Consider the following 24,829-nt stretch of genomic DNA (forward strand, 5'->3'; position numbering starts at 1 on the left):
ATCTTCGTGATCCTCGTCTACGACACCGCCGCCGAACGCAACCCGAAAGTCCTCAAGACCTGCCGCAAATACCTGCACTGGACCCAACGCAGCGTCTTCCAGGGCGAACTCACCGCCGCCCAATACCGCGCACTGACCTCCGCCCTCACTGTCGCCATCGACCCGGACTACGACAGCATCATCACCTACACCGCCCGATCCCCCGACATGATCGACACCAGCACCCTCGGCGTAGCTCTGGGCACCCCCGGAGATATTCTCTGACCTGCACCAATGCATCACCAGCAGACCGCCGCATATCCACTTCCCTAAACGACTGTCAGCCGTCGCATGACCTGCGGCTTTACCTTCAGGTCGTCATCAGCTCAGGAGGGCTCGCAACGGCGGCCTGTGGACGCCGCCGAGCCAGCGGGGGCCATGTCGTCATCAGCTCAGGAGGGCTCGCAACGCGGCGGCCCGCTGGGCTTCGGCCTTGTTCTCCGCCGTCGTCATCAGCTCAGGAGGGCTCGCAACCCGAAGCTGGCGATCGACCCCCGCGCGAAGCTGGGGTCGTCATCAGCTCAGGAGGGCTCGCAACCCGTTCTGGGGCTGGCCGGTACCGCCACCGCCGCCGGTCGTCATCAGCTCAGGAGGGCTCGCAACCGGGGACGCGCTCGATGATGCCGGCCCGGCCGCCGGTCGTCATCAGCTCAGGAGGGCTCGCAACTCCGCGCTCAACGGAGGAAAGCCTGCTGCGGTCAGCGTCGTCATCAGCTCAGGAGGGCCCGCAACCCCCACTCCGACACGGTTGTGCCGGTGAGGACGGTGGTCGTCATCAGCCCAGGAGGGCTCGCAACAACTGCGGGTGCCGCACGGCGAGGTGGAGCAGGGTGGTCGTCATCAGCCCAGGAGGGCTCGCCACATCAGCTCACCCGCGGTACGCGGCGCCCGCTTGCCGGTGAACACGTCGTCATCAGCCCAGGAGGGCTCGCAACCGCGCATGCAGAACGCAGGCGCTGAGGGCGCCGCTGGTCGTCATCAGCCCAGGAGGGCTCTCAACAGGATGTACGGGCGCGGCGGGGTGTGGACCCGCGCGGTCGTCATCAGCCCTGGAGGACTGGCAACATGTGGCACAGGTCCAGCAACTCGGGACGGTACACGAGTCGCCATCAGTCCTAGAGGACTCGCAACAGCGTGAACTTGTAGATGGAGCCCTGGCTCCCGGATCGTCATCAGCCCTGGAGGGCTTGCAACGCGCGGGCGCGGCTGACGTTGTAGACCGGCCATGGGATCGTTATCAGCCCTGGAGGGCTCGCAACCTGCGCACGACCGGCGCTGGGGGTGCGACCAACGCCATCGTCATCAGCCCTGGAGGGCTCGCAACCGGTAGAGGTAGAGCCGGCCGTCGGGGTCTTCGGCCATCGTCATCAGCCCTGGAGGGCTCGCAACATGGCGCGCTGCATCCCCCCGGACTTGAAGCCCTTGATCGTCATCAGCCCTGGAGGGCTCGCAACGGGGTCATCTGGCGCGCCGCGCGGTTCAGGACACTTATCGTCATCAGCCCTGGAGGGCTCGCAACAGCAGCAAATGCTGCAGCTCGGCGGCCGGAACTCGGATCGTCATCAGCTCTGGAGGGCTCGCAACGCACGACCATGACCGGTGTGGTGGACGACCTTCCTGATCGTCATCAGCCCTGGAGGACTCGCAACTTGAGGCCAGCGACGGTGAACGTGACCCGGTCGACCATCGTCATCAGCCCTGGAGGGCTCGCAACGTGCCCTCCGACCCGGCGCTGCGGCCGATCTCGGCTATCGTCATTGGCCCTGGAGGGCTCGCAACCCAATTGGGTGAATCTCGGGATGACCCCGCGCGGTCATCGTCATCAGCCCTGGAGGGCTCGCAACACGGCCACCAGCATGCTCGACCCGGGCTCTGTGGCATCGTCATCAGCATTGGAGGGCTCGCAACGCGCCCGCAACGACGCCAGCAAACGCTTCGTACAGCATCGTCATCAGCCCTGTAGGGCTCGCAACGAGGAACGCCGATGACCCAGGTGTCGCACCGGTATCGTCATCAGCCCCGGAGGGCTCGCAACGCGACCTGGCACCGGATTGCAGTCGGCGGCCCGGCGATCGTCATCAGCCCTGGAGGGCTTGCAACGCTGGGCCGCGCTCAACGCGTGGATCCACTCCTGGGGATCGTCATCAGCCCTGGAGGGCTTGCAACTGGTGACCGGTCTGGGCTGCGGTCCTGGGTGCACGGGATCGTCATCAGCCCTGGAGGGCTTGCAACCCGTTGTCGTGCTGACGGTCGTAGTGGAAGACGGGGCTTGTCATCAGCCCTGGAGGGCTTGCAACATGGCCAACGTGTACGGCGTGGACGCCGGGAAGCCCATCGTCATCAGCCCTGGAGGGCTTGCAACACGCGTGCCCCGGCAGCTGCCGCGACCCTGACCAGCATCGTCATCAGCCCTGGAGGGCTTGCAACGTCAGCACGACGCACCACCCACAACGGGAGCGTCAGATCGTCATCGGCCCTGGAGGGCTTGTAACCCGCCGGGGAGGTGCTGCAGGCGCCAGGCTGTGGCGTCGTCATCAGCCCTGGAGGGCTCGCAACGAGAACTCGCCGGTGCAGTCCTCGGGTTCGGCTCCGATCGTCATCAGCCTTGGAGGGATCGCAACTTGCGCAGGCCCTGCAGCTCGGCCAGTTGGTCATGCATCGTCAGCAGCCCTGGAGGGCTCGCAACCGCTTGGCCTGGCGGACCAGATCCCGGAACGCTTCCATCGTCATCAGCCCTCGAGTGCTCGCAACGCCCGCCTGCGCCAACTGCGGCGACTTCCTGACCGTATCGTCATCAGCCCTGGAGGGCTCGCAACATGACCGCCACCCGGCAGCCCATGGCGGCCAAGCCCATCGTCATCAGCCCTGGAGGGCTCTCAACATCGCAAGCTTCACGCCGTCGGTGGTCCCGCCTGTGTCGTGATCAACCCAGGAGAGTTTGCAACACGTAGCCGAGAAACGTCTCGGTGCCGGTCCCCGTGGTCGTCATCAGCCCTGGAGGGCTCTCAATGGCAGCCCGCTGGGTTCGGCGGTCATCAGCTCGTCATCGTCATCAGCCCTGGAGGGCTCGCAACGTGTAGACACGGCTGAGACTGACGGTCGGCTCGGGCATCGTCATCAGCCCTGGACGGTCGCAACCGCGGGTATGGGGACCTGGCGCAGGCCCTCGCCGGTATCGTCATCAGCCCTAGAGGGCTCGCAACCGTGAACTCACGGTCATGGTGATGTGCCACTCTGCATCGTCATCAGCCCAGGAGGGCTCGCAACGTGTCCGCGGCTTACGCACGGACGGCCACCCCCGTGTCATCATCAGCCCAGGAGCGCTCGCAACAGCAGTACCGCGAGCTGTACGCCATCGACGCACCGAGTCGTCATCAGCCCAAGAGGGCTCGCAACATGTCCTCGAACATCCCCACCGGCACGTCCAGCCTGGTCGTCATCAGCCCTGGAGGGCTCGCAACGACAGGCCGAGTTTCGTGCGGACCACCTGCGCGGTGTCGTCATCAGTCCTGGAGGGCTTGCAACACGTGGGTGAGCTGGATGTAGGCGCCATGCCCGTGGAACGTCATCAGCCCTGGAGGGCTCGCAATCCCGGCGGCAGCGGCGAGCGCGTCATCACGATCATGATCGTCATCGGCCCTGGAGGGATCGCAACCGGCTGCACCACATGGCGGCGCGCGCCGACAACGGCATCGTCATCAGCCCTGGAGAGCTTGCAGCGTTACCGGATCCTCCGGCCCCCCGCTGGCGGCCACGATCGTCATCAGCCTGGAGGGCTTGCAACCGTGTGCTGACGCCGGCTTTCACCAGCCGGGCCGCCATCGTTATCGGCCCTGGAGGGCTTGCAACACTACCGCCGGGCCCTGGGAGCGCGTATCCGGGACATCGTCATGAGCCCTGGAGGGCTTGCAACATCTTCCGCCCGGCCGTGGTGCTGCCGTCGCAGCAGATCGTCATCAGCCCTGGAGGGCTCGCAACGCGCCGCCGAGGACCTCGGCCGGCAGCAGGACGCGCCACCCACCATCCTCATCAGCCTTGGAGGGCTCGCAACGCGATCCACGTCTCGTAGTCTTCCAACCGGCGCCGATCGTCATCAGCCCTGGAGGGCTCGCAACGTTGGGTAGATCGCCCTTCGGTCGACCCCATCCACGTTGTCATCAGCCCTGGAGGATTCGCAACACGTAGCTGGACGTGGCGCCCAGGACGAAGTACTGCGTCGTCATCAGCCCTGGACGGCTCACAACATGATGTTCGTGACGACGGGGGTGGCCTCATTCAAGATCGTCAACAACCCTGGGACTCTCGCATCGCGTGCGCCGGCGTGGTGCGCGATCACCCGTTCGCGATCGTCATCAGCCCGGGAGGGCTTGCAACTGGCACTCGGCCCGGTACACGGTGACCGTGTCCGAATCGTCATCAGCCCTGGAGGGCTTGCAACTACTGCCAGCACAGATACCCGCACATCGCGATCGTGTTCGTCATCAGCCCTGGAGGGCTCGCAACTGGCGACCCAGGCCCGGCAGGATGGTCGGCAACCGCGTCGTCATCAGCCCTGGAGGGCTCGCAACGGATGCTCCGCTGGATCAGGGCGGTCACGGCGCTGGGTCGTCATCAGCCCTGGAGGGCTCGCAACGCGAGTTGCGCGTCGAGGAGCCATGCGGCGCCGAGGGCGGTCGTCATCAGCCCTGGAGGGCTCGCAACAGCTGATGACTGTCCAGACCCGGACCGCCCGATCCCGTCGTCATCAGCCCTGGAGGGCTCGCAACACGATCGCGAAGAGTGTCCCGTTCGCGCCCTGCGCCCGTCGTCATCAGCCCTGGAGGGCTCGCAACGTGCGGGCCAGCACGGAAGCCGATGCCACGGCGGCGGGTCGTCACCAGCCCTGGAGGGCTCGCAACTGCTGCCGGACCGCGTACACGGTGTCGTAGCTGATGTCGTCATCAGCCCTGGAGGGCTCGTAACGGGAGGGTGAACCCCGCGTCGTCGCCCCGCACGCCGAGTCGTCATCAGCTCCGGAGGGCTCGCGCCCAGAGCCTGCCTCCTTGACCGATTAGCAGGCAGTGGCCCCGCTTAGTACTGGTGCCATTCTCGGGCGCGCCGACTCCACGATTCTCGCCAGTCGCGAGCCGCTGCAGAGCCGAGGAGTGGCCATCACCCTCGGGACCCCCTGGGACTTCCAGCCGTATCGACAGGCACAACCCTGAAACATACGAAAGACTATCTGCGCAGGTCAGCACCCCACAGCCACTCATCCTGGCAGGTCACGGGGCCCTATGGTCCCTTCCGCGACATCTGAGTCAAACCGACGTTCAACCGCCCGAGGTGCCGATATTCGCTCGGTCTCGCGCCGTTAGGCGATCGAGAGAAGGCCAGCAGGACGGGTCGCTACCGGCGACTCTGCGAGAACTCCGAGTACGTGGCCATCAGCCAGGAGCGCACGATCTACCGCGCCACGGCCATGCTCTCGCTCCACCGCTCGGCAAGATCCCTGCTCTCAATGTGCCCGCTGCGGCACCCACTCGGACTGGCCTGCCCGTTTCAACGCTCCGTAGTCAGCACCAAACCAGCACGGGAGAGGTGATCAGGGGTGCTGACAGGGGATTTCAGTCAGCACCGAACCAGCACGGGAGTCAGCACCGCGGTGTCAAAATGTGCCAAAAGCCGCGTCTCCGCAGCGGGGCGTCCGGCGCCGTCGGAAGGCGCCGGCCTGGCTTCCGATGCCGCGCATGGCTGCCGCGCGGACACCCGGCACCGAAAGTGTGGTGTCCCACCACATGTGCGCCTGACCAGCGGCTTCCTACCGTGTGGCGACATCGAATCGTCCCCGTCCCCGCCCGGAAGTGGTGACCATGGCTGCCTCGGCATCCGCTCCACCCGCACCTTCGTCCCTCAAGCGCATCGTCGCCGCGAGCCTGATCGGCACCACCATCGAGTGGTACGACTTCTTCCTCTACGGCTCCGCCGCCGCCCTGGTGTTCAACAAGCTGTTCTTCCCGGGCTCCGATCCGCTGGTCGGCACGTTGCTGTCGTTCCTGACCTACGCGATCGGCTTCGCCGCCCGGCCGGTCGGCGCCCTGGTGTTCGGGCACTTCGGTGACCGGCTCGGGCGTAAGAAGCTGCTGGTCATCAGCCTGTTGATGATGGGCGGCGCGACGTTCTGCATCGGTCTGCTGCCGACCCACGCCACGGTCGGCTCGGCCGCGCCGGTGCTGCTGACCGTGCTGCGGCTGGTGCAGGGCTTCGCGCTCGGGGGTGAGTGGGGCGGGGCCGTGCTGCTGGTGTCGGAGCACGGGGACGCCAAGCGCCGCGGGTTCTGGGCGTCGTGGCCGCAGACCGGGGCGCCCGCCGGGCAGTTGCTGGCGACGGGGGTGCTCTCCGCGCTGACCGCGCTCATGTCGGACTCGGCGTTCCTCGCCTGGGGCTGGCGGATACCGTTCCTGCTCTCCGGTCTGCTGGTGATGGTGGGCCTGTGGGTGCGGCTGTCGGTCGACGAGTCGCCGGTCTTCAAGGCGGCGCTGGCCAAGGCCGCGGCGCGGACGTCCGAGGATCCCGTCGAACGCATGCCGCTGGTGGCCGTGTTCCGGGACCACTGGCGCGATGTGCTGGTCGCGATGGGCGCCCGGATGGCCGAGAACATCAGCTACTACGTCATCACCGCGTTCGTCCTGGTCTACGCGACCACCCACGCGGGGCTCGGCAAACAGACCGCGCTCAACGCCGTACTCATCGGCTCCGCCGTGCACTTCGCGGTGATCCCGGCCTGGGGCGCGCTGTCCGACCGGATCGGCCGCAAACCCGTGTACCTGCTGGGCGCGGCCGGGGTGGGGCTGTGGGCGTTCCCGTTCTTCATGCTCATCGACCGCGAGAACTTCGGCTCGCTGGTGCTCGCGATCACCGTCGGACTGATCTTCCACGGCGCGATGTACGCGCCGCAGGCGGCCTTCTTCTCGGAGATGTTCTCGACCCGCATGCGGTACTCCGGAGCCTCGATCGGCGCCCAGTTCGCCTCGGTCGCGGCCGGCGCGCCCGCACCGCTCATCGCGACCGCGCTGCTGAAGGACTACGGGACGTCCACCCCGATCTCCCTGTACGTGGTCCTCGCCGCCGTCATCACCCTGGTCGCCGTCGCGGTCGCCAAGGAGACCCGTGGCCGGGACCTCACCGCGGTGGAACCGGAACGGGCCGCGGACCCGGCGCCCGCGGCCACCGCCGCGACCGCGCCGCGCTGACCGCGGAAGGATCAGCCGGTCCGCGACCAGGAGGGTGGTCGCGGACCGGCGGCGGTTCAGCCCGTGCCGCCCAGCCGGTGCAGGCGCAGGGCCAGTTGGAGTTCGAGGGCGCGTTCCGGTTGCTGCCAGTCGGGGCCGAGCAGCTGGGCGACGCGCTCCAGGCGCTGGGCGACGGTGTTGACGTGGACGTGCAGCGCGTCCTTGGTGCGGGCCGGGCTCATCCCGCTCGCGAAGTACGCGTCGAGGGTACGGACGAGGTCGGTGCCGCGCCGGGTGTCGTAGTCGGTGACCGCGCCGATGGTCCGCCGGACGAAGCCCCCGACATCGCGGGAGTCGGCCAGCAGCAGGCCCAGGAAGCCGAAGTCCTCGGCCGCGGCACCCTCTCCGCCCCGGCCGAGCACCCGCAGCGCGTCGACGCAGCGCTGCGCCTCGGCGTATCCCGCGGCGACCGCCTCGGGGTGCGCGGCCGGGGCGGGGACGCGGGTGGACGCGCCCACGGTGACTTCGGCGTGGACGGCCGCGCCCAGTTGCGCGGCCAGCCGGCGGGCGGTCGTCGACGCGTCGACGCCGTCCTCCAGGGGCAGCAGCAGTACGGTGCCGCCGTCCCGGGCGGCGGCCAGGCCGTGCCGGGTGGCGGCGACGTGCGAGGCGGCGGACCACAGGCGCTGGCGGTCGGCGGTGGCGCCGTCGGCCGGCCGGGCTGCGAGCACGACATGCGGTACGTCGAGGTCGGCGCGGAGCCGGCCGGCCCGTTCGCGCAGCAGCCGGGGATCGCGGTGCGGCGCGTCGAGCAGGTCGTCGAGCAGCTCGCCCCGGAAGCGCTGCTCGGCCTCGCCCGCGGTGCGCCGGGCGAGCAGCAGCAGCGCGGTGACCATGGCGGCGCGTTCCAGGGTGCGCTGGTCGACGGGGTCGAGTCCGGGGTGGCCGCGCAGCACGAGGGCGCCGAGGAGCTCGCCGCCCGCGGTGACGGCGGCGGTCCAGGTGTCGCCCTCGCGCACCGCGTGGCCGTCGGCCCGGGAGCGGGCGACGGCGGCCGCGAGGGCGGCGGGCACCGGCTCGCCGCCGGTACCGGTTCCGGTGACCTGGACCGTGCCGGAGAGCACTTCGGCGACGGCGGCGGCCACGTCGTCGACCCCGCCGCCGCGCAGCACCAGCTCGGTGAGCCGGTCGTGGACCTCGGAGGCCCGTTCCAGGACGGCGCTGTGCGTGCGGATGGTGTCGTTGGCGGCGCCGAGGCCGTCGAGCGCCGAGCGGGTCTCCTCCAGCAGGTTGGCGGTGTCGATGGCGACGGCCGCGAGGGAGGCGAGCGAGGCGAGCAGGGCGATCTGCTCGCGTTCGAAGACCCTGATCCGCCGGTCGGCGGCGAAGAGCACGCCGATGACCCCGCTGCCCAGGGCGAGCGGCACGCCGAGGATGGCGACCAGGCCCTCGTCGCGGACCCCGGAGTCGATGGTGTGGGTGTGCCGGAACCGCTCGTCGTCGAAGTAGCTCTCGGTGACGTACGGCATGGCGGTCTGCGCGACGAGCCCGCCGAGCCCGGCGCCCATCGCGAGCCGCAGGCTCTGGAAGCGGGCGGACACCGAGCCCTCGGTGACCCGCATGTAGGTGTCCCCGGCGCGGGGGTCGTTGAGGGTGAGGTAGGCGACGTCGGTGCCCAGCAGCGAGCGGGCCCGCTGCACGATGGCCTGCAGTACGGCGTCCAGATCACGCAGCCCCGCCAGATCGCCCGCGGTCGCGAAGAGCGCCGACAGCTCCGCCTCGCGCCGCCGCCGCCCCTCCAGCTCGTCCCGGACCCTTAGGGCCAGCCGCTTGGCGCGTTCGAGCTCCGCGAGCCGGGTGACGGGCGCGCCGTCGGCGCGGGCCCGCAGCACCGGGCGCTCGTACTCCTCGGCCGGTGCGCCCCGAGCGAGGAGCCGCAGGTAGGGGGCCTCGGCCGGTTCGTCGGCTGCCGGGTGATCGTCATTCATGGGCACAGGCATACCGGCCCGCCCGGCCCCGGCGCCAGCGGCGTTCAGTGGGCGGTCCATCCACCGTCCATCGTGAGGGAGGCGCCGGTGATGAAGGAGGCCTGTTCCGTGCAGAGATACGCGGCCAGTTCCGCGACCTCGGCCGGCTCCACCAGCCGTTTGACGGCCGAGTCCGCCAGCAGGATCTCGGTCACGACGCGCTCGGGCGCGATGCCGTGCGCGGCGGCCTGGTCGGCGATCTGCCGCTCCACGAGCGGGGTGCGGACATAGCCGGGGCACAGGCAGTTGGAGGTCACCCCGTGCCGGGCGCCTTCCAGGGCGGCGGTCTTGGAGAGCCCTTCGAGACCGTGCTTGGCGGAGACGTACGCGGACTTGTACGGGGAGGCCCGCAGCCCGTGCACGGAGGAGATGTTGACGATGCGGCCCCAGCCCTGCCCGTACATGTGCGGCAGCGCCCCGCGGATCAGCCGGAAGGGCGCCTCCAGCATGACGCGCAGAACGGTGGAGAAGACATCGGGCGGGAAGTCCTCAATGGGGCGGACGAGTTGCAGCCCGGCGTTGTTGACCAGGATGTCGGTACCGGCCGCGGCCTGCTCGGCGGCGTCGAGATCGGTGAGGTCCAGCAGCAGGGTCTCCACGGAGCCGGGCCGGCCCGCGGCCTCCTCGTGCAGCGCGGCGAGCCCGTCGGCGTCACGGTCGACGGCCCGCACCTTGGCCCCGGCGGCGGCCAGCCGCAGGGCGCAGGCGCGGCCGATGCCCCCGGCGGCCCCGGTGACGAGTGCGGTGCGGCCGCCGAGGTCCACGGCGGAAGGCGAGATCAGCGTCATGCTGGGCAGGTTAGGCAGCGATCGCCCGCCGACCGATGGCGGCCGCACCCACACTTCGGCGCCACCAGGTGTGGCGTGCCGCCATGGGTGCTCAGCGCTCGTGGAGCCCGGGGTCCGGGGCCGGGACGAACCAGGCCGCCGGTTCGTTCTTGAGGGCGAGCGCGATGCGCTCGCGGTGCAGTGGCGCGAGTTCCGGCAGCGCGTCGGGGGCGAACCAGCCGACGTCGAGCGACTCGTCGTCGTTGACCTTCGCCGTGCCACCGACGGCGCGGCACAGCAGCACCACGTCCATGTACTGCGCGAGGTGCCCGTTGGGGTACTCGATCACCTGGTTGGTGAAGACACCGAGGATCCGCTCGACGACGGCGACCACCGCGGTCTCCTCCTGGATCTCCCGCACCGCGGCCGCGGCGGGCTGCTCCCCCGGCTCGGGGATACCGGCGATCAGCGCCCAGTTCCCGGTGTCGGAGCGGCGGTTCAGCAGCACTCTGCCGCGGTCGTCGAAGACCACCATGACGACGCCGGGCATGAACAGCAGCGTGTTGCCCGCCTTGGCACGGATAGCGCGGATGAACTCGGGAATCGGCATCCTCCGAGCCTAGCGAGAGCCCCTGATCGTCACACCAGCACCAGGGCCACCAAGTGGTGGATCGTTCCTGCACTACATATCCACAACTCACCACCTGAGCCGTTACGGTGACCGGGACAGCGCCTACGCGGGGACCGGACGGCGACGGCACCCCGTCGCGTCCAGGTGGCGTCAGGGGGTACCGGGGGATGAGAACGGCGACCGGCGGGGCGTCAGGAGCGATGCGTGCGGACGGCCGGGACGGCCCGGAGGAACGAGTTCAGGGCAGCAGGACCGACGCGCTCGGCGTCGCCGTGCTCGTCTGCTGGGCCACCTGGTCGCTGATCGCCGCGGCGGGCCGTCCGGCCCGCCCCGAGGGTCTGCTGCTGGCACTTCTCGCGGTGACCGCCGGATACGCGACGGGCCGGATCGCGGGCGCCCTGCTGCCCGTCGCGGCCCCGGCGGGCATGGCGCTCGCGATCGTCGTCGCGACCCTGGTGATGCCCGGCCGGCTCTCCGGCGCCGCCGATACGCCGCCGCTGGGCTACCCGAACGCCGACGCCGCGCTGCTGGTCCTGGCCACCGGCGCCGCCTGCTGCGCCGCCTGGAGCGCGCCCTCCCCGCCCCTGCGGCTGGTGCTGCGCACACTCGGAGCCGGCGCCGGGGCGCTGGCGCTGGCCCTCGGCTCCACGGCCGGGTTCGCCGCGTCCGTCGGAGTGCTGCTGTGCTCCCTGGCCGCCTCGCACATGCGCCGTCGGCTGCTGGCCCTGGTGGGGTTCGCGCTGGCGACCGCGATAGCGGTCGGCGGAACGTACGCGGTGGCCACCGACACCCTGCCGTCCGGCCTCTCCGCCTCCCTCGCCGGACAGCTGACCGCGCCCCGGGTCGAGCTGTGGCGCGACGCGGTGGGAATGGCCGAGGACCACCCGGTGCGCGGCGTCGGCCCCGACCGCTTCCGCGTGGAGAGCGCCGGCGCACTGGCGGCCACCGAAGGACCGCCCACTCCCCAGTCCGCCGTCTTCCAGGTCGCCGCGGAACAGGGCTTTCCCGGCCTCGCCCTCCTCGGGGCGGCGTTCGCCTGGGTCCTGTGCACGCTGTGGCGCTCCCCGCGCTCCACCCCGGTCGTCCTGACCGCCGGAGCCGCCCTGACGGGGCTCTCCATGCTCGCCACCGTCGACCACGTGCTCAGCTACGCCGTGGTGACCGCCGCGGCAGGCATCCTGGCGGGCCTGGCGGCGGCGCGTCCGTTGCCGGACTAGGGCGTGTTGCGAAAGTCCCGCCTGGCCCACGACGCCTGGCACGCGCCCTAGCCGAGGGCCGGGCCGGATCAGGGACGAACGTGAGGGGGACGGGGCCGGAGGGGGAGGGGTCCGAAATGCTGCCGTGGATTTGTGGGCCGCCAGGCCCGTAAATATGCGATTTCGGACCCCTCCCCCGGAGGGCCCGGCCCACGACCCGTGTCAGGAAACCGGCGGCAGGCCGTTGCGCGGCCGCAGGCCGACCCACTGCCGGATCGCCGCCACGGCACCCTCGGCGTCGTCCACCGTCACTGTGAAGACATGCCCGCTGCCCAGCACCAGCACCACACCCGGCCCGCGGCGTACGACGACCGCGGTCCCCATCTCGGGCCGCCAGCGATAGCCCCAGCCGCCCCACGTGCGCGGGCTGACGAGGGGGGCGAGGTCCGCGGAGCTGACCTGGTCCAGGGGGATGCGGCGGCGCGGTACGCCGATGTGGCCGCAGCGCACGTAGAGGCCTTCGCGGTCCACCGTCACCCGCACATGGGTGAACGCGACCGTGCCGAAGAGCACCAGCAGCCCGACGGCCACACAGCCCACCACCGACATGACCAGCGGCGCCAGACCCGAGGTGTAGGGGCCTTCCACGGCCAGCTCGATCCCGAGCGCCATACAGGCGGCGCCGGCGGCCGCGGGCAGCCACTGCATGCGGTTGTGGGCGCGTCCTGTCCAGACCGGGGGCCAGATCTGGGGCGCGGGCGCGTCTCCCTGAGGAGCTTCCGTCATGGTCCGCAGCCTACTCAGCTACCGGCGAGTCGGCAGCCTCATGAAGCGGGCGGATGAACGCCGGCCGGACGGACCCGGGCGGGACGGGTTCAAGCCGACGGGCTGAGGCGGATGCGGCCCGCTCCGAGCGCCGCGCCCTCCGGGTAGGCCAGCGCGGACGCGGGAAGCTCGGACCGGCGGCCGCTGAGGATCACCGTCAGGCTGCCGGACGGCTCCGCCGCCGGCTCGGGAAGCGCGCCGAGCCTGCGCAGCGCCTGGGCGGCGACCGCCTCCGCCGACCCGAGCGGGGTGACGGCAGGACCGCCGGCCCGCTGGACGGCGGCGCGGATCCGCTCGGTCACCAGCTCGTAGTGCGTACAGCCCAGGACCACGGCGCGCACATCGTGCGGCGTACGGGCCGCCGCGACGGCGATGGCCGCGTCGATCGCCGCGTCGTCGGCGTGCTGGACGGCGTCCGCAAGCCCCGGGCACGCCACTTCCGTCACGGCCGCCCCGTTGCCGAACTCGTCGATCAGCCGGCGCTGGTAGGCGCTGCCGGTCGTCGCGGGCGTGGCCCAGATGGCCACCGCCCCGCCGCCCGCGGCGGCGGGCTTGATCGCGGGCACCGTACCGATCACCGGCACGGCCGGTTCCAGCTCCGCCCGCAGCGCGGCCAGCGCGTGCACGGAGGCGGTGTTGCACGCGACGATCAGCGCGTCGGGGCGGGTTTCCGCGGCCGCCCGCGCGCAGTCCAGCGCATGCGCCGTGACGTCCTCGGCGGTGCGCGGGCCCCACGGCATCCCGTCGGGATCCGAGGACAGTACGAGGTCGGCGTCGGGCCGCAGCCGGTGCAGTGCGGCGGCCGCCGCCAGGAGGCCGATTCCGGAGTCCAGCAGCGCGATCTTCACCCGGTCACCTTATGCGACGACCGCCCGCGGCCCTCAGGGCACGGGGGGTCCGGGCGCGTCCGGACCCGCCGTGGCGCGGTTGCGGCAGACTGCGGCAGGTGACGGTGCTGACGTGGGTCGCTGGGGTGTCGCTGCTGGCGTGGGTGTGGCTGCTGCTGGCACAGGGGTTCTTCTGGCGGACGGATGTCCGGCTGCCGGGACCGGAGGAGGGACCGGGCGGTGGGGCCGACGCGTGGCCGACGGTGGCCGTCGTCGTGCCCGCCCGGGACGAGGCGGCCGTGCTGCCGCTGAGCCTGCCCTCGCTGCTGGCGCAGGACTATCCGGGCCGGGCCGAGGTCTTCCTCATCGACGACGGAAGCACGGACGGGACCGGCGAGACCGCCCGGTCGCTCGGCGCGCTGCACGGCGGGCTGCCGCTGACGGTGGACTCGCCCGGTGAGCTCCCGGCGGGCTGGACCGGGAAACTGTGGGGCGTACGGCACGGCATCGCGCTGGCCACCGAGCGCACCGGCGCGGAGTACCTGCTGCTCACGGACGCGGACATCGCGCACGAACCGGATTCGCTGCGTGCGCTGGTGGCGGCGGCGCGGGCGGCGGACCTCGACATGGTGTCGCTGATGGCCCGGCTGCGCGTGGAGACGGTCTGGGAACGGCTGATCGTCCCGGCGTTCGTCTACTTCTTCGCCCAGCTGTACCCGTTCCGCTGGATCAACCGTCCGGGCGGCAGGACGGCCGCCGCGGCCGGCGGCTGTGTGCTGATCCGCCGCTCGGCCGTCGAGGCGGCCCGGGTGCCGGAGTCGATCCGGCACGCGGTGATCGACGATGTCGCGCTGGCCCGCGCGGTCAAGGGCGGCGGCGGCCGGATCTGGCTGGGGCTCGCGGACCGGGTGGACAGCGTGCGCCCGTACCCGGACCTGGGCGAGCTGTGGCGGATGGTCTCGCGCAGCGCCTACGCGCAGCTGCGGCACAATCCGGCGGTCCTGGCGGCGACCGTCGCCGGGCTCGTCCTCGTCTATCTGGTGCCACCGCTGGCGGCGCTGGGCGGTGCGGCGGCGGGGGCCTGGCCGCTGTGCGCTCTGGGCGCGGCCGCGTGGGCGGTGATGGCGGGGACCTATCTGCCGATGCTGCGCTACTACCGGCAGCCGCTGTGGCCGGCGCCGCTGCTCCCCTTCACCGCGGCGCTGTATCTGCTGATGACCGTCGATTCCGCGGTGCAGCACTACCGCGGCCGGGGCGCGGCGTGGAAGGGCAGGACCTACGCGCGTCCCGACGCCTCGGTGTAGACGGCGGCCAGCCGCGCGCCGACGGCGTCCGGCCCGAAGTGCCGCCGGGTCCGGTCCGCGAGCGCCGCGGGCTGTCGCCGCGTCAGTTCCGCGGCGGCCTCGACCAGCGCGAGGGCCAGGGCGTGCGGATCGGCGGGCGGTACGAGGATGCCGCCGTCGCCACCGACGAGTTCGGGCAACGCGCCGGTGCGGCTGCCGACGACCGGGGTGCCGCAGCACAGCGCGTCGAGTGCCGTGGTGCCGAAGCCGCTGACGTGCCGCGGGTCCACGAAGAGGTCGGCGTGCGCGAGGGCGTGCAGGGTCTCCTTCCGGCCGAGGTCACCGGTGAGGACGGCGGCGCCGCCGGTCCCGGCGCGCCGGAGGTGTTCCCGGACGGCGCCGAGCCCGGGCCCGTCACCGATGATCCGCAGCCGTAACCGCGCATCCTTGCCGAGCGCTTCGGCGAAGGCGTCGGCCAGTACGTCCCAGCCCTCGTTCCCGACGAGCGGGCCGGCGGCCACGATGCGCACCGGGTCCTGGCGGATCCGCGCCCGGGCGGGAACGTCCAGCAGCGCCTCGGTGTCCACGGGGTGCGGCACCAGCAGATGGCGGCCGGGGAGCCCGAGTTCACCGAGCCGGGCGAGCAGTAGGTCGCTGACGGGCAGGATCGCGGCCGCCTCCCGGTACAGCCGGGCCGCGCGCCGCCGGTCGAGCAGTCCGGGGAGCGGCCGCGTCGGGTGGCCGAGCCAGCGGCGGTCGTGCTCGGACAGGACGTACGGGATACCGGTGACCTTGGACAGCCACGGCAGCTGGCCTGCCGCACCCGGGGCATGGCCGTGCAGGACGTCGATCGCGCCGCACTCCGAGGTCTCGACCCGGAGGACCGCCTCCATGCGGCCCGCGGTGACCCGCTGCCCGACGGCAGCGGTGGCCGGACGGTTCCGTCCCCCGTGCGCGGCCTCGATCTCGTAGCGGTGCGGGCTCCGCTCGTCGCGCCCGGCGAACGGCAGTCCCGGCAGCGGCGGAGTGCTCAACGAGCCGACGGTGACCAGCTCGACGACATCGGCGACCGTGGCCGCGGCCCGGTGCCAGGCGTCCGGCCGTCGTGGCCCGTCCGGTCCGGACAGCATGGCGACCCGCACGGCCTCACCCCTTGTGACTCCTCACGGAGCGCGGCGGAAACCTCCCGGAATCCACCGCTCCGGGGCGCCACTGTGGCACAGCGGCGCCTCCGTCAGGGCCGGTTCCGCGCGCTCCGGGTCACTTACGGCCGGGCGTCCAGTTCATGCCCCATCCGTAGGCGTAGTCGACCGTGCGCTGCGGGCTCACCCCGCGCTGCGGCACCAGGTAGCGCGCCTCGCGCTGCACCACCAGGTCACCGCCCTGGTTGGTGATGAGCGCGAGGGCGCAGACGTTCGACGGCACGGTGCACTCGTCGAGCGAGAAGTCGATCGGGGCGCCGTTCAGCGGCTGGAGGGTGACGGTCGCGTGCAGTCCGGCGAAACTGCGCGCGCCTTCGTAGATCGTCACGAAGATGAGGATCCTGCGGAACGCCTGCTTGTGGTCCAGGTTGATGGTGAGGTTCTCACCGGACTCGGAGCCGCCGGTCCTGTCGTCACCGTCCAGGTGCAGGTACGGGGGCTGGTGGAGGGATCCGAACGCGTTGCCGAGCGCCTGGATCACGCCCTTGCTGCCGTCGGCGAGTTCGAACAGCGCGCACAGGTCGAGGTCGAGGTCGGAGTGGAACGCCGACGGCTTCCCGCTCTTGCGCCCCCAGCCCTTGAACTGCTTGTGCATCTGCCAGCTCAGGTTCACCCGCATCGCGCCGGAGACGCCGCCTTGCTTGGTGAGGGAGACCGACGGCGCCTCCTTGGTCAGCGTCACCTTCGTGAGCCGCACGGGCTGCGGCGCGGCCGGCGGAGCGGGCGGTGGCTGCACCGGCGGGGCGGTGCCTGGTACTGCTGCGGGGGGGCGGCGGCGCCTGGTACTGCTGCGGCGGCGGGGGCGGCGGCTGGTACGCCGGGTGCGGCTGCGGCGGGGCCTGGTGGGTCTGCGGCGCCGGCGCCACCGGAGCGGGAGCGGTCACCGGCGCGGGCGCGGCGGGCTCGTCGACCGAGATCCCGAAGTCCGTGGCGAGCCCGCCGAGTCCGCTGTCATAGCCCTGGCCCACCGCGCGGAACTTCCAGGCGCCCTGGCGGCGGTAGAGCTCGCCGAGCACGAACGCCGTCTCCACGGACGCGTCGGTGCTGTCGAAGCGGGCCAGTTCCGCGCCGTTGGCCGGGTCGCTGAGGCGGATGTGCAGACCGGGGACCCGCCCGAAGGTCCCGCCGTCGCTGGAGGCGGCGAGCACGATGGTCTCGATGGCCGGTTCCACACCGCTGAGATCGACCGACAGGGTGTCCGTCACCGCGTCCCCCGCGGTGCGCTTGCCCTCGTGCCGTACGGCACCGGACGCGTGCGCGGGCTGGTTGTAGAAGACGAAGTCGGCGTCGGACCTGACCTTGCCGCCCACCAGCAGCAGAGCGGAGGCGTCCACGTCCGGGACACCGGGACCGGTACGCCATCCCAGCTCCACGCGGACCGCCGGCACGGACACCGGCACATTCGTGCCCTTGCGCATCGTCATGCTCTCCCCTTTTGCACGGTGCCGTCCACCGTAGCCCGGACCCATGGCCGTCGGACATATGCTGCCGCTCCGCGGTCGGGGGCGACCGCCGGTAACGCCCCGCGGACACGGCTTTTACGCGATCTCAACGCCTAATGGTGACCGATTTTCGTTGATTCGCTCGTATTGGGGATCGACCGTCACTCACAGCACACAAAACAACCTACTAATCGGTCTCCCCAACCAGCACATCGTGGGCTTAACTTAAGTGCCATGAGCTCCCCCCGCGGCACCTATGGTGGCGGCTACTACGCAGCGCCGTCCTTCCCGGACACGCCGATCTACGACAGCCTCGTCGCTGAGCGTGGCACCCCCCAGATCGCCCCGATCAGAGTTCCGTCGGAGTACTCGTACCCGTCGTACGAGACCGGCAGGAACCTCCCGGCACTGCCGGCCGCCCTCCCCGCGCTGCCGTCCGGTTCGTCGCAGTACGCCCAGTACCCGGCCGCCCAGGGCGGGTACAACGGCTACCCGTCGAACGGCTACCAGCCGCAGCCCGCGCCGGTGCAGCACACTCCCGCGCCGTACATCCCGCAGCAGGCCGGCGGGGGGCGCGCGAGCGGCTCGTACAACGGCTTCAACGGTGCGAACGGCTTCACCGGGGCCAATGGGTACAACCCGGGCTCCACCGGCAGCTATCCGGTGCAGCAGCCGCAGCCGCAGGCCCCCGCGCAGGGTCTGGGCCACGACTCCGCGCGCCAGGCGCCGCAGCGCCCGGTGCAGCCCCGTCAGGTGCCTAACGGCTATGTCGAGGACCCGTATCAGCAGCGGCGTCCGCTCGGCCAGGGGAACCAGGGCTACTACCAGGGCTGAGCAGCGTGCGGCATACAGCCGGGCGGGCCGCGGCCGGTCCTGGCAGGATGCCGGTATGCCGACGCACGCCCTGCTCAGCGCCCTGTACATCTACCCGGTCAAATCGCTTCGCGGCCTTGCCCGCGAAGCGGCGGACGTGGAGCCGTGGGGGCTCGCCGGAGACCGCAGGTGGATGCTGGTGGACGCTGACGGGCGCGTCATCACGCAACGGCAGCAGGCGAGTACGGCGCTGGTGACCGCGCAGCCGTCGGGGGGCGGCTCGCTGCGGTTCACCGCGCCCGGCCAGGAGGCACTGGAGGTGGCCCCGCCGGAACAGGGAACGCCGGAACCGGTGCTGATCTTCCACGACAAGGTCGACGCCGTCGCGGCGGGTGACGCGGCCGACACCTGGTTCAGCGACTACCTCGGGGTGCCGGCACGCCTGGTGCACATGACCGACCCGGCGGTCTGCCGCCCCGTCCATCCGGAGTTCTCCCGCCCCGGCGACACGGTGTCGTTCGCCGACGGCTTCCCGCTGCTCCTCACCGCCACCGCCTCGCTCGACACCCTCAACGCCCATATCGCACGCGGCGCCCACGCGTCCGAGGGACCGCTGCCCATGAACCGCTTCCGGCCCAACGCGGTCGTGGACGGCACCGAGGGGTGGGCCGAGGACGACTGGCGGCGGATCAGGATCGGCGAGGTCACCTTCCGGGTCGCCAAGCGCTGCGCGCGCTGCGTCGTACCGACCACGAACCAGGAGACGGCAGAACGCGGCCGGGAACCGATGCGCAGCCTGGCGAAGCACCACCGGATCGACGGCGCGACGATCTTCGGCCAGAATCTGATCCCCGAACACCCCGGAACCCTGCGGGTCGGCGACCCGTTGACCATCCTGGAGTGACGCGTCGAGGCATCGCTCCTGCGACCACCGCGCGGACGGCTCCGCTCACCCCGCGCGGTCGCCGCGCCGTTTGAGGTATTCGAACGGTCGAAGGGGGTGCTGCTCCTTGGGCTCCAAGGTGCGTTGGTGGCGGTGGCGGCGCAATCCGCTGCGCCGCGCGTCGGATCTCGCCGAGGCGTGGATCGGCCTGGTCACCGTGGTCCTCGTGCTCTGTGCCGTGCCCGCGGCCGGCTGGTTCACCGGCCAGGCCGCCAACCGCGCCCTGCAGCGCACCGTGCGCCACCAACTGGCGGAGCGCGCGCTGGTACCCGCCGCCCTGGTCACCGCCGCGCCCCGGTCGGCGGCGGGGACGGACGCCGAGGCCGGCCAGGCGCGGCAGACCCGGCGGCCGGCCGTACTGACGTGGGCGGCACCGGACGGCTCGGCGCGCAGCGGTACCGTCCGCGTCGAGAACCAGGAACAGGTGGACGGCCGGCTGCACATCTGGACCGATCGCGGCGGCCGGCCGGTCGATCCGCCGCTGGACCGCGCCACCGCCAGGGCCCACGCGGCCCTGGCAGGGCTCGGCGGGGCGGCCCTGGCGGGCGCGTTGCTGCTGGGCATACGGCAGTTGCTGCTGTGGCGGCTGATGCGCCGCCGGCTGCTCGAATGGGAGCGCGAATGGACCCGCGCGGGCCAGGATTGGGGACGGGCGGGCGCCGGCGGCTGACCGCGACTCGTCATGGAGGGCGTCCCACTCACGCTACGGTGGATCCCCCGGTCGGCTATACGCAAGAGGTGGGGGCAGGGCAGCCCGATGGCACATGGCGTGGTGCAGGTGACCAGCACGAGCAGCTCGCGGTGGCGCCGCCGTTCGGGAGAGTACGAGACCCTGGCCGCCGCCCTGGAAGCGGCCGGTGACGGCGACGTCCTGTCGATCGCCCCGGGCACCTACCGGGAGAACCTCGTCGTTACCCGGGCCGTCACCCTGCGTGCCGCGGAGGGCCTGGGCTCGGTGCGGATCGCGCCCGCCGGCGGCGTGGCGCTGACGTTGCGCGCGGCGGCCCTCGTACAGGACCTGACCGTCGAGGGGCAGGACACCTCGGCGGCCGCGCTGCTCATCGAGGGCTGCGCCCCGGAGCTGACCGGCCTGCGGGTCGCGACCAGGTCGGCCGTCGGGATAGAGGTGCGCGACAGCGCCCGTCCCACCGTCCGGCAGTGCACCGTGGACAATCCGGCGGGCCTGGGGATCAGCGTCCTGGAGTCGGCCGGCGGGCTGTTCGAGGACTGCGAGGTGGTCTGCGCGGGCCAGACGGGCGTCTCGGTGCGCGGCGGCGCCTCGCCCCGGCTGGAGCGCTGCCGCATCCACCACACCAACGGCGCGGGCCTGTCCGTCACCGGTGAGGGCACCTCCGCCGAGGCCGTCGGCTGCGAGGTCTACGAGATCAAGGGCACCGGTGTGCAGGTCGCCTCGCGCGCCACCGGGCACTTCACGGACTGCCAGGTGCACCGCACCACGGGCGACGGGATCACCCTCGACACCGACGCGGTGCTCACCCTGTCCGACTGCGACATCCACGACATCCCCGAGAACGCGATCGACCTGCGGGCCCGTTCGGTCCTCACCCTCACCCGGTCCGCCGTCCGCCGCTTCGGCCGCAACGGCCTGTCGGTGTGGGACCCGGGCACCCGGGTGGACGCCAACCGGTGCGAGATCCACGACAGTACGGGCGACTACCCGGCGGTCTGGGTGAGCGACGGGGCCGCGGCCGTGCTGGACTCCTGCCGGGTGCACGACGTGCCCGACGCCCTGTTCGTCCTCGACCGGGGCTCCCGGGCCGAGGTCGTGGACAGCGACTTCTCCCAGGTGCGCAACACGGCGGTGTCGGTGAGCGACGGCGCGACCGTCCAGCTCGACGACTGCCGGATCCGCGAGGCCGCCACCGGCGCCTGGTTCCGCGACCACGGCAGCGGCGGCACGCTGGCGCAGGTCACCATCGACGACACGGCGACCGGAGTCATCGTCACCAAGGGCGCCGACCCGGTGCTGGACCGCTGCACGGTCACCAACCCGGCGGAGGCCGGCTTCTACGTGTCGGCCGAGGGCCGCGGCACCTTCACCGGCTGCCGGGTCACCGGCAGCCGCGGCTACGGCTTCCACGTCATCGACGGCTGCCGCAGCACCCTGACCCGCTGCCGCACCGAGCGCTGCGAGCGCGGTGGCTACGAGTTCGCCGAGCCGGGCCCGGTCACCGAGGACTGCACCAGCGACCGGGCGGCCGAGCAGACCCCGGACGCCGGGCAGCCGGTGACCGCGGTGGCCGCCGTCCAGTCGTTCGGGCTGCTCGGCGGCGTGCCCCAGCAGGGTTCCGCCGAGCCGGCGGCACCGGAGCCCGTGATCCGGGCCTCGGACGACGTACTCGGCGAACTCGACGCGCTGGTCGGTCTGGACAGCGTCAAGCGCGAGGTGCGCACCCTCATCGATCTGATCGCCGTCGGCCGCCGCCGCCAGGAGGCCGGCCTCAAGGCGCCGTCGCTGCGCAGGCATCTGGTCTTCACCGGCTCCCCCGGCACCGGCAAGACCACGGTGGCGCGGCTGTACGGCGAGATCCTGGCCGCGCTGGGTGTGCTGCAGCGCGGGCATCTGGTCGAGGTGGCCCGGGTGGACCTGGTCGGCGAGCACATCGGCTCGACCGCCATCCGCACCCAGGAGGCGTTCGACCGGGCGCGCGGCGGTGTGCTGTTCATCGACGAGGCGTACGCGCTGTCGCCGGAGGACTCCGGGCGGGACTTCGGCCGCGAGGCCATCGACACCCTGGTGAAGCTCATGGAGGACCACCGCGACGCGGTGGTGGTCATCGTCGCCGGGTACACCGCCGAGATGGAGCGCTTCCTCGCCTCCAACCCCGGTGTGGCGTCCCGGTTCTCCCGCACCATCACCTTCGGCGACTACACCGCCGACGAACTGCTGCGGATCGTCCAGGCACAGGCGATCGAGCACGAGTACCAGCTCGGCGACGACGCGGGCGACGCGATCCTCAAGTACTTCAACGCCCTGCCCCGGGGACCGGGTTTCGGCAACGGCCGCACCGCGCGGCAGACCTTCGAGGCGATGGTCGAGCGGCATGCGGGACGCCTCGCGCACGTCACCGAACCGAGCCATGACGAGCTGCAGCTGCTCTACCCGGAGGACCTGCCGGAACTGCCCTGAACGGGAAGGCCGGGCGGCTCCGGATCGGGCGGCTCCGGTGTTCCCGCGGCGGGCAACCGGCGCAGCAGCGCGGCCCGTTCGGCGGCGAAGACCGGATCGCACGGGAAGCCGGAGTGGCCCAGCACCGGTTCCGGCAGCGGATGCTGCGGTGTACGGCCGTACGCCACCGGGTCCTTGAGCGGTCCGCGGTCCACCACCGTGCCCTCCCCGACCCGCACCGGGCCGCCGATCGGGTCCGTACGCCGCCACAGGTTGCGCCACGCGCTCAGCTCCCGGTGCAGCGAACACAGCTGCGGCGGGCCGAAGTACGCGGGGAACCACCGGCCGTAGAGCCGCTCCAGCGGGCAGCCGTAGGTGAGCAGGGCGACCCGGCGCCGGGTCGCCGGGTCCAGCTGCCAGACGGCCGCCGCCGCGAGCACGCTGCCCTGCGAGTGGCCCGACAGGATGATTCGGCCGCCGGTGCGGGCGGTCCAGGTCGCCATCCGCCAGGTCAGGTCGGGCACGGCCCGTTCGGCGTAGCAGGGCGGCGCGAACGGGTGGGCGGCGCGCGGCCAGAACGTGCCCACGTCCCAGAGGATGCCGATCGTGCGGCGCGCGGACGCGTCCCGGTAGGCGCGGCGCCCGAGCGCCAGCAGGGCGACGACGCCCGCGCCGACCAGCCAGGAGCCCAGCGACTGGGCGGCCCGCGCCACGTCCGGCAGCGGTCCGGGAGCGCCCTCCGCCGCCTCTCCGGGACCGGCCCCGCCGGTCCACGCCCCGACGACGGCGCCCGCGCCGAGCAGGAACGAGACCCCGCAGACCAGCGCGACCAGCGACGCGACGGAGTCGGTCAGCCCGGCGCGGGCGATCGCCCCGGCGATCTGCCGGGTCCTGGCCGGCTGCCGGGCCTCCCCCGGATAGAGCCCGGCCATCTCCTCGCCGACGGCCAGCCGCTCCCGCCACAGCCGCCATGCTGCACCGGCCACCACGCCCACCAGCACGACCAGCAGAACCGGGATGATCGACGCCTGCCACGTCAGCAGCGCCGGCGGTCCCCACAGCGGACCGCCGTCCTGACCCGGCGTCGCGCCCCGGTCCAACCAGTCCGCTATCCGCTGGGACACCCCGCCCGTGAGCACACCGCCCAGGGCGCACGCGAGCATCGCCACCGCGGGCCCGCCGAGGCCGTGCAGCACCGCCTGCCCGGCGTGGCCGCCGAAGTGCGGCGCCTCCACGGCGGGCTCCGATACCTGCGGCGGGATCCTGGGCGACGGATCGTCGGCCTCATGGTGCATCAGGGCTGCCGTCACGGCCAGCGCGGCGATCAGGGCGCCCTGGACGAGGGTGAGGGCGGTGAAGGTGACATCGGCCGGTAACCGCCCGGCGGAGGCCCAGCCGGGACGGTGCCAGCCGGCGTGGACGGCGACGGCGGCCAGGACAGCCGGGCCGCCGCACAGCAGCAGCCGGGCGGTGCGGTGGTCCGTGCCGTCGTCCGGTTCCGTCTCGCTGCGCCCCGCACGGCAGGTCTCGGTGACCGCCGCGGCGGCGAGGACGGCGATCAGCCCGCCGAGTGCCCAGCCGGTGGCGCCGAGCGCGCCGTGGTCGCGACGGAGCGCCGGCACCAGCAGCGCCGTCGCGACCGTGAGGGCGCCGGCGGCGGTGTGCGCGGAGCGCAGCCGGGCGACCAGCCGGCGGCCGTACCAGAAGCCGGGCAGCGCCAGCGCGGGCCCGCCCGCGCCGGGGCGGCTGTCGGTGGCCGGACGCTGGGACTCGTACGCGTACCAGGTCCGGTGCGAGAGCCACCACAGCAGCGCGGTGAGCCCGCCGGGCACCAGGGCCGCGAGGGCCAGCCGCCGACCGGGCTCGGACCACCAGCCGCCCCGGTGCGCGGCGGCGAAGCCGAGCCAGTACTTGCCGCGGACACACGAGGCACTGCCCGCGCACTGCCAGCCGACCAGGTCCATGGAGACCTCGCAGACGGCGGCGACCAGCAGCAGCGTCAAGGTGAGCGCGATGAGCCGCACCAGCACGTCATAGGCCCGGTTCAGGCCGTCCCTGGCGGTCGGCGGGCGCATCCAGTGGGCGAGGTTGGCGACCATGAACGGCAACAGCAGCAGCCACATGGCCCGGCTGCCGTTCCCCGAGGTCAGATTGCACCAGGTGTACGCCTCGGGCACCGGGGCGTCCCGGTCCGCGCCGGGGTGGAGTTCGGCGTCGGCGTCCACCGTCCGCCGGTACAGCCCGGCCGTGTCGTCGCCCGCCACCCGCACGGTGCGCGGATCACCGAGCATCCCCTGGGGTGTGGCGCCGCCGACGCCGTGGACGAGCAGTTCGAGTGCCGGTTCCCACGCCTCCGCGGTACCGGGTCCAGGATGCCGGCTCACGTGTCCCCCGTCCTGTCGTGCAGTCCCAGGATCGGCGCCCCCGCGGGCGGGCGCAGCACTCCGTACGGAATGTGACCCGAAATCGTGACAAGGACGCGCCGCGGAGCCCCGA

Annotated in this window: 15 protein-coding genes, 1 pseudogene and 1 CRISPR repeat array; of the genes and pseudogenes, 8 read left to right on the forward strand and 8 right to left on the reverse strand. The window is 72.1% G+C overall.

The window, feature by feature from the left end; genetic code table 11:
* The first annotated feature begins 6 nt into the window (after nucleotides 1-6).
* Together cas2 and C8250_RS09640 are read left to right on the forward strand one after the other, a co-directional pair.
* A complete protein-coding gene (gene cas2 / locus C8250_RS09635; protein WP_244809076.1) occupies nucleotides 7-264 on the forward strand; it encodes a CRISPR-associated endonuclease Cas2 in 258 nt (85 codons plus the stop codon).
* A gap of 89 nt (nucleotides 265-353) precedes the next feature.
* Nucleotides 354-5,066: direct repeats of the CRISPR family, unit length 29 nt; unit sequence GTCGTCATCAGCTCAGGAGGGCTCGCAAC.
* 822 nt (nucleotides 5,067-5,888) lie between these two features.
* On the forward strand, nucleotides 5,889-7,268 hold the full coding sequence (locus C8250_RS09640) for an MFS transporter (protein WP_138356009.1): 1,380 nt from the start codon (nucleotides 5,889-5,891) through the stop codon (nucleotides 7,266-7,268).
* A gap of 56 nt (nucleotides 7,269-7,324) precedes the next feature.
* Here the strand turns inward: C8250_RS09640 and C8250_RS09645 are convergent, their stop codons facing one another.
* The 3 genes from C8250_RS09645 to C8250_RS09655 form a co-directional block, all read right to left on the reverse strand.
* Entirely contained in the window at nucleotides 7,325-9,235 is a 1,911-nt protein-coding gene (locus C8250_RS09645; protein ID WP_244809077.1) for a helix-turn-helix domain-containing protein, read from the reverse strand.
* A 44-nt stretch (nucleotides 9,236-9,279) separates the two neighbouring features.
* Nucleotides 9,280-10,062 carry a 3-hydroxybutyrate dehydrogenase gene (locus C8250_RS09650; RefSeq protein ID WP_138356007.1) on the reverse strand — a complete coding sequence of 261 codons (783 nt, stop codon included), beginning with the start codon at nucleotides 10,060-10,062 and terminating at the stop codon, nucleotides 9,280-9,282.
* A 91-nt stretch (nucleotides 10,063-10,153) separates the two neighbouring features.
* Nucleotides 10,154-10,651, reverse strand: a complete 498-nt coding sequence (locus C8250_RS09655) for an NUDIX domain-containing protein (protein ID WP_138356006.1) — start codon at nucleotides 10,649-10,651, stop codon at nucleotides 10,154-10,156.
* 188 nt (nucleotides 10,652-10,839) lie between these two features.
* Here C8250_RS09655 and C8250_RS09660 point away from each other — a divergent pair, with 188 nt between their 5' ends.
* Nucleotides 10,840-11,889 carry an O-antigen ligase family protein gene (locus tag C8250_RS09660; RefSeq protein ID WP_138356005.1) on the forward strand — a complete coding sequence of 350 codons (1,050 nt, stop codon included), beginning with the start codon at nucleotides 10,840-10,842 and terminating at the stop codon, nucleotides 11,887-11,889.
* 201 nt (nucleotides 11,890-12,090) lie between these two features.
* Here C8250_RS09660 and C8250_RS09665 read toward each other — a convergent pair whose 3' ends face one another.
* Complete coding sequence (locus C8250_RS09665; protein WP_138356004.1) at nucleotides 12,091-12,654, reverse strand: hypothetical protein; 564 nt, start codon at nucleotides 12,652-12,654, stop codon at nucleotides 12,091-12,093.
* Between the two features lie 89 nt (nucleotides 12,655-12,743).
* Nucleotides 12,744-13,541 carry an aspartate/glutamate racemase family protein gene (locus C8250_RS09670; protein WP_138356003.1) on the reverse strand — a complete coding sequence of 266 codons (798 nt, stop codon included), beginning with the start codon at nucleotides 13,539-13,541 and terminating at the stop codon, nucleotides 12,744-12,746.
* 98 nt (nucleotides 13,542-13,639) lie between these two features.
* On the opposite strand from C8250_RS09670, the gene C8250_RS09675 reads away from it, so the two are divergent.
* Nucleotides 13,640-14,824: a glycosyltransferase gene (locus C8250_RS09675; protein ID WP_244809078.1), complete on the forward strand. Its 1,185-nt coding sequence runs from the start codon at nucleotides 13,640-13,642 to the stop codon at nucleotides 14,822-14,824.
* Here the strand turns inward: C8250_RS09675 and C8250_RS09680 are convergent.
* A complete protein-coding gene (locus C8250_RS09680) occupies nucleotides 14,797-15,945 on the reverse strand; it encodes a glycosyltransferase (protein WP_138356001.1) in 1,149 nt (382 codons plus the stop codon). The two genes, C8250_RS09675 and C8250_RS09680, sit on opposite strands and share 28 nt — an antisense overlap.
* Before the next feature lie 118 nt (nucleotides 15,946-16,063).
* Nucleotides 16,064-17,429: pseudogene (locus C8250_RS09685) on the reverse strand (TerD family protein).
* A 252-nt stretch (nucleotides 17,430-17,681) separates the two neighbouring features.
* On the opposite strand from C8250_RS09685, the gene C8250_RS09690 reads away from it, so the two are divergent.
* From C8250_RS09690 to C8250_RS09705, 4 genes are all read left to right on the forward strand, one after another.
* Entirely contained in the window at nucleotides 17,682-18,281 is a 600-nt protein-coding gene (locus C8250_RS09690; protein WP_138353820.1) for a DUF6643 family protein, read from the forward strand.
* 55 nt (nucleotides 18,282-18,336) lie between these two features.
* Nucleotides 18,337-19,164, forward strand: a complete 828-nt coding sequence (locus C8250_RS09695) for an MOSC N-terminal beta barrel domain-containing protein (protein ID WP_138353821.1) — start codon at nucleotides 18,337-18,339, stop codon at nucleotides 19,162-19,164.
* 106 nt (nucleotides 19,165-19,270) lie between these two features.
* Nucleotides 19,271-19,873 carry a hypothetical protein gene (locus C8250_RS09700; protein WP_138353822.1) on the forward strand — a complete coding sequence of 201 codons (603 nt, stop codon included), beginning with the start codon at nucleotides 19,271-19,273 and terminating at the stop codon, nucleotides 19,871-19,873.
* Between the two features lie 87 nt (nucleotides 19,874-19,960).
* Complete coding sequence (locus tag C8250_RS09705) at nucleotides 19,961-22,354, forward strand: right-handed parallel beta-helix repeat-containing protein (protein WP_138353823.1); 2,394 nt, start codon at nucleotides 19,961-19,963, stop codon at nucleotides 22,352-22,354.
* On the opposite strand, the gene C8250_RS09710 is transcribed toward C8250_RS09705, so the two are convergent.
* The gene (locus tag C8250_RS09710; RefSeq protein ID WP_138353824.1) at nucleotides 22,324-24,717 is read right to left on the reverse strand and encodes a hypothetical protein; all 2,394 of its coding nucleotides are present in this window, start codon (nucleotides 24,715-24,717) and stop codon (nucleotides 22,324-22,326) included. The genes C8250_RS09705 and C8250_RS09710 overlap by 31 nt on opposite strands.
* Nucleotides 24,718-24,829 lie beyond the last annotated feature (112 nt).

The organism is Streptomyces sp. So13.3 (assembly GCF_005860785.2).
GTDB classification, from domain to species: domain Bacteria; phylum Actinomycetota; class Actinomycetes; order Streptomycetales; family Streptomycetaceae; genus Actinacidiphila; species Actinacidiphila fildesensis.

Excerpts from the sequence above, each read along its gene's own strand:
- C8250_RS09640 (WP_138356009.1), top strand. The coding sequence starts at position 5,889 with ATGGCTGCCTCGGCATCCGCTCCACCCGCACCTTCGTCCCTCAAGCGC.
- C8250_RS09645 (WP_244809077.1), bottom strand. The coding sequence starts at position 9,235 with ATGAATGACGATCACCCGGCAGCCGACGAACCGGCCGAGGCCCCCTAC.
- C8250_RS09650 (WP_138356007.1), bottom strand. The coding sequence starts at position 10,062 with ATGACGCTGATCTCGCCTTCCGCCGTGGACCTCGGCGGCCGCACCGCA.
- C8250_RS09655 (WP_138356006.1), bottom strand. The coding sequence starts at position 10,651 with ATGCCGATTCCCGAGTTCATCCGCGCTATCCGTGCCAAGGCGGGCAAC.
- C8250_RS09660 (WP_138356005.1), top strand. The coding sequence starts at position 10,840 with ATGAGAACGGCGACCGGCGGGGCGTCAGGAGCGATGCGTGCGGACGGC.
- C8250_RS09665 (WP_138356004.1), bottom strand. The coding sequence starts at position 12,654 with ATGACGGAAGCTCCTCAGGGAGACGCGCCCGCGCCCCAGATCTGGCCC.
- C8250_RS09690 (WP_138353820.1), top strand. The coding sequence starts at position 17,682 with ATGAGCTCCCCCCGCGGCACCTATGGTGGCGGCTACTACGCAGCGCCG.
- C8250_RS09695 (WP_138353821.1), top strand. The coding sequence starts at position 18,337 with ATGCCGACGCACGCCCTGCTCAGCGCCCTGTACATCTACCCGGTCAAA.
- C8250_RS09705 (WP_138353823.1), top strand. The coding sequence starts at position 19,961 with ATGGCACATGGCGTGGTGCAGGTGACCAGCACGAGCAGCTCGCGGTGG.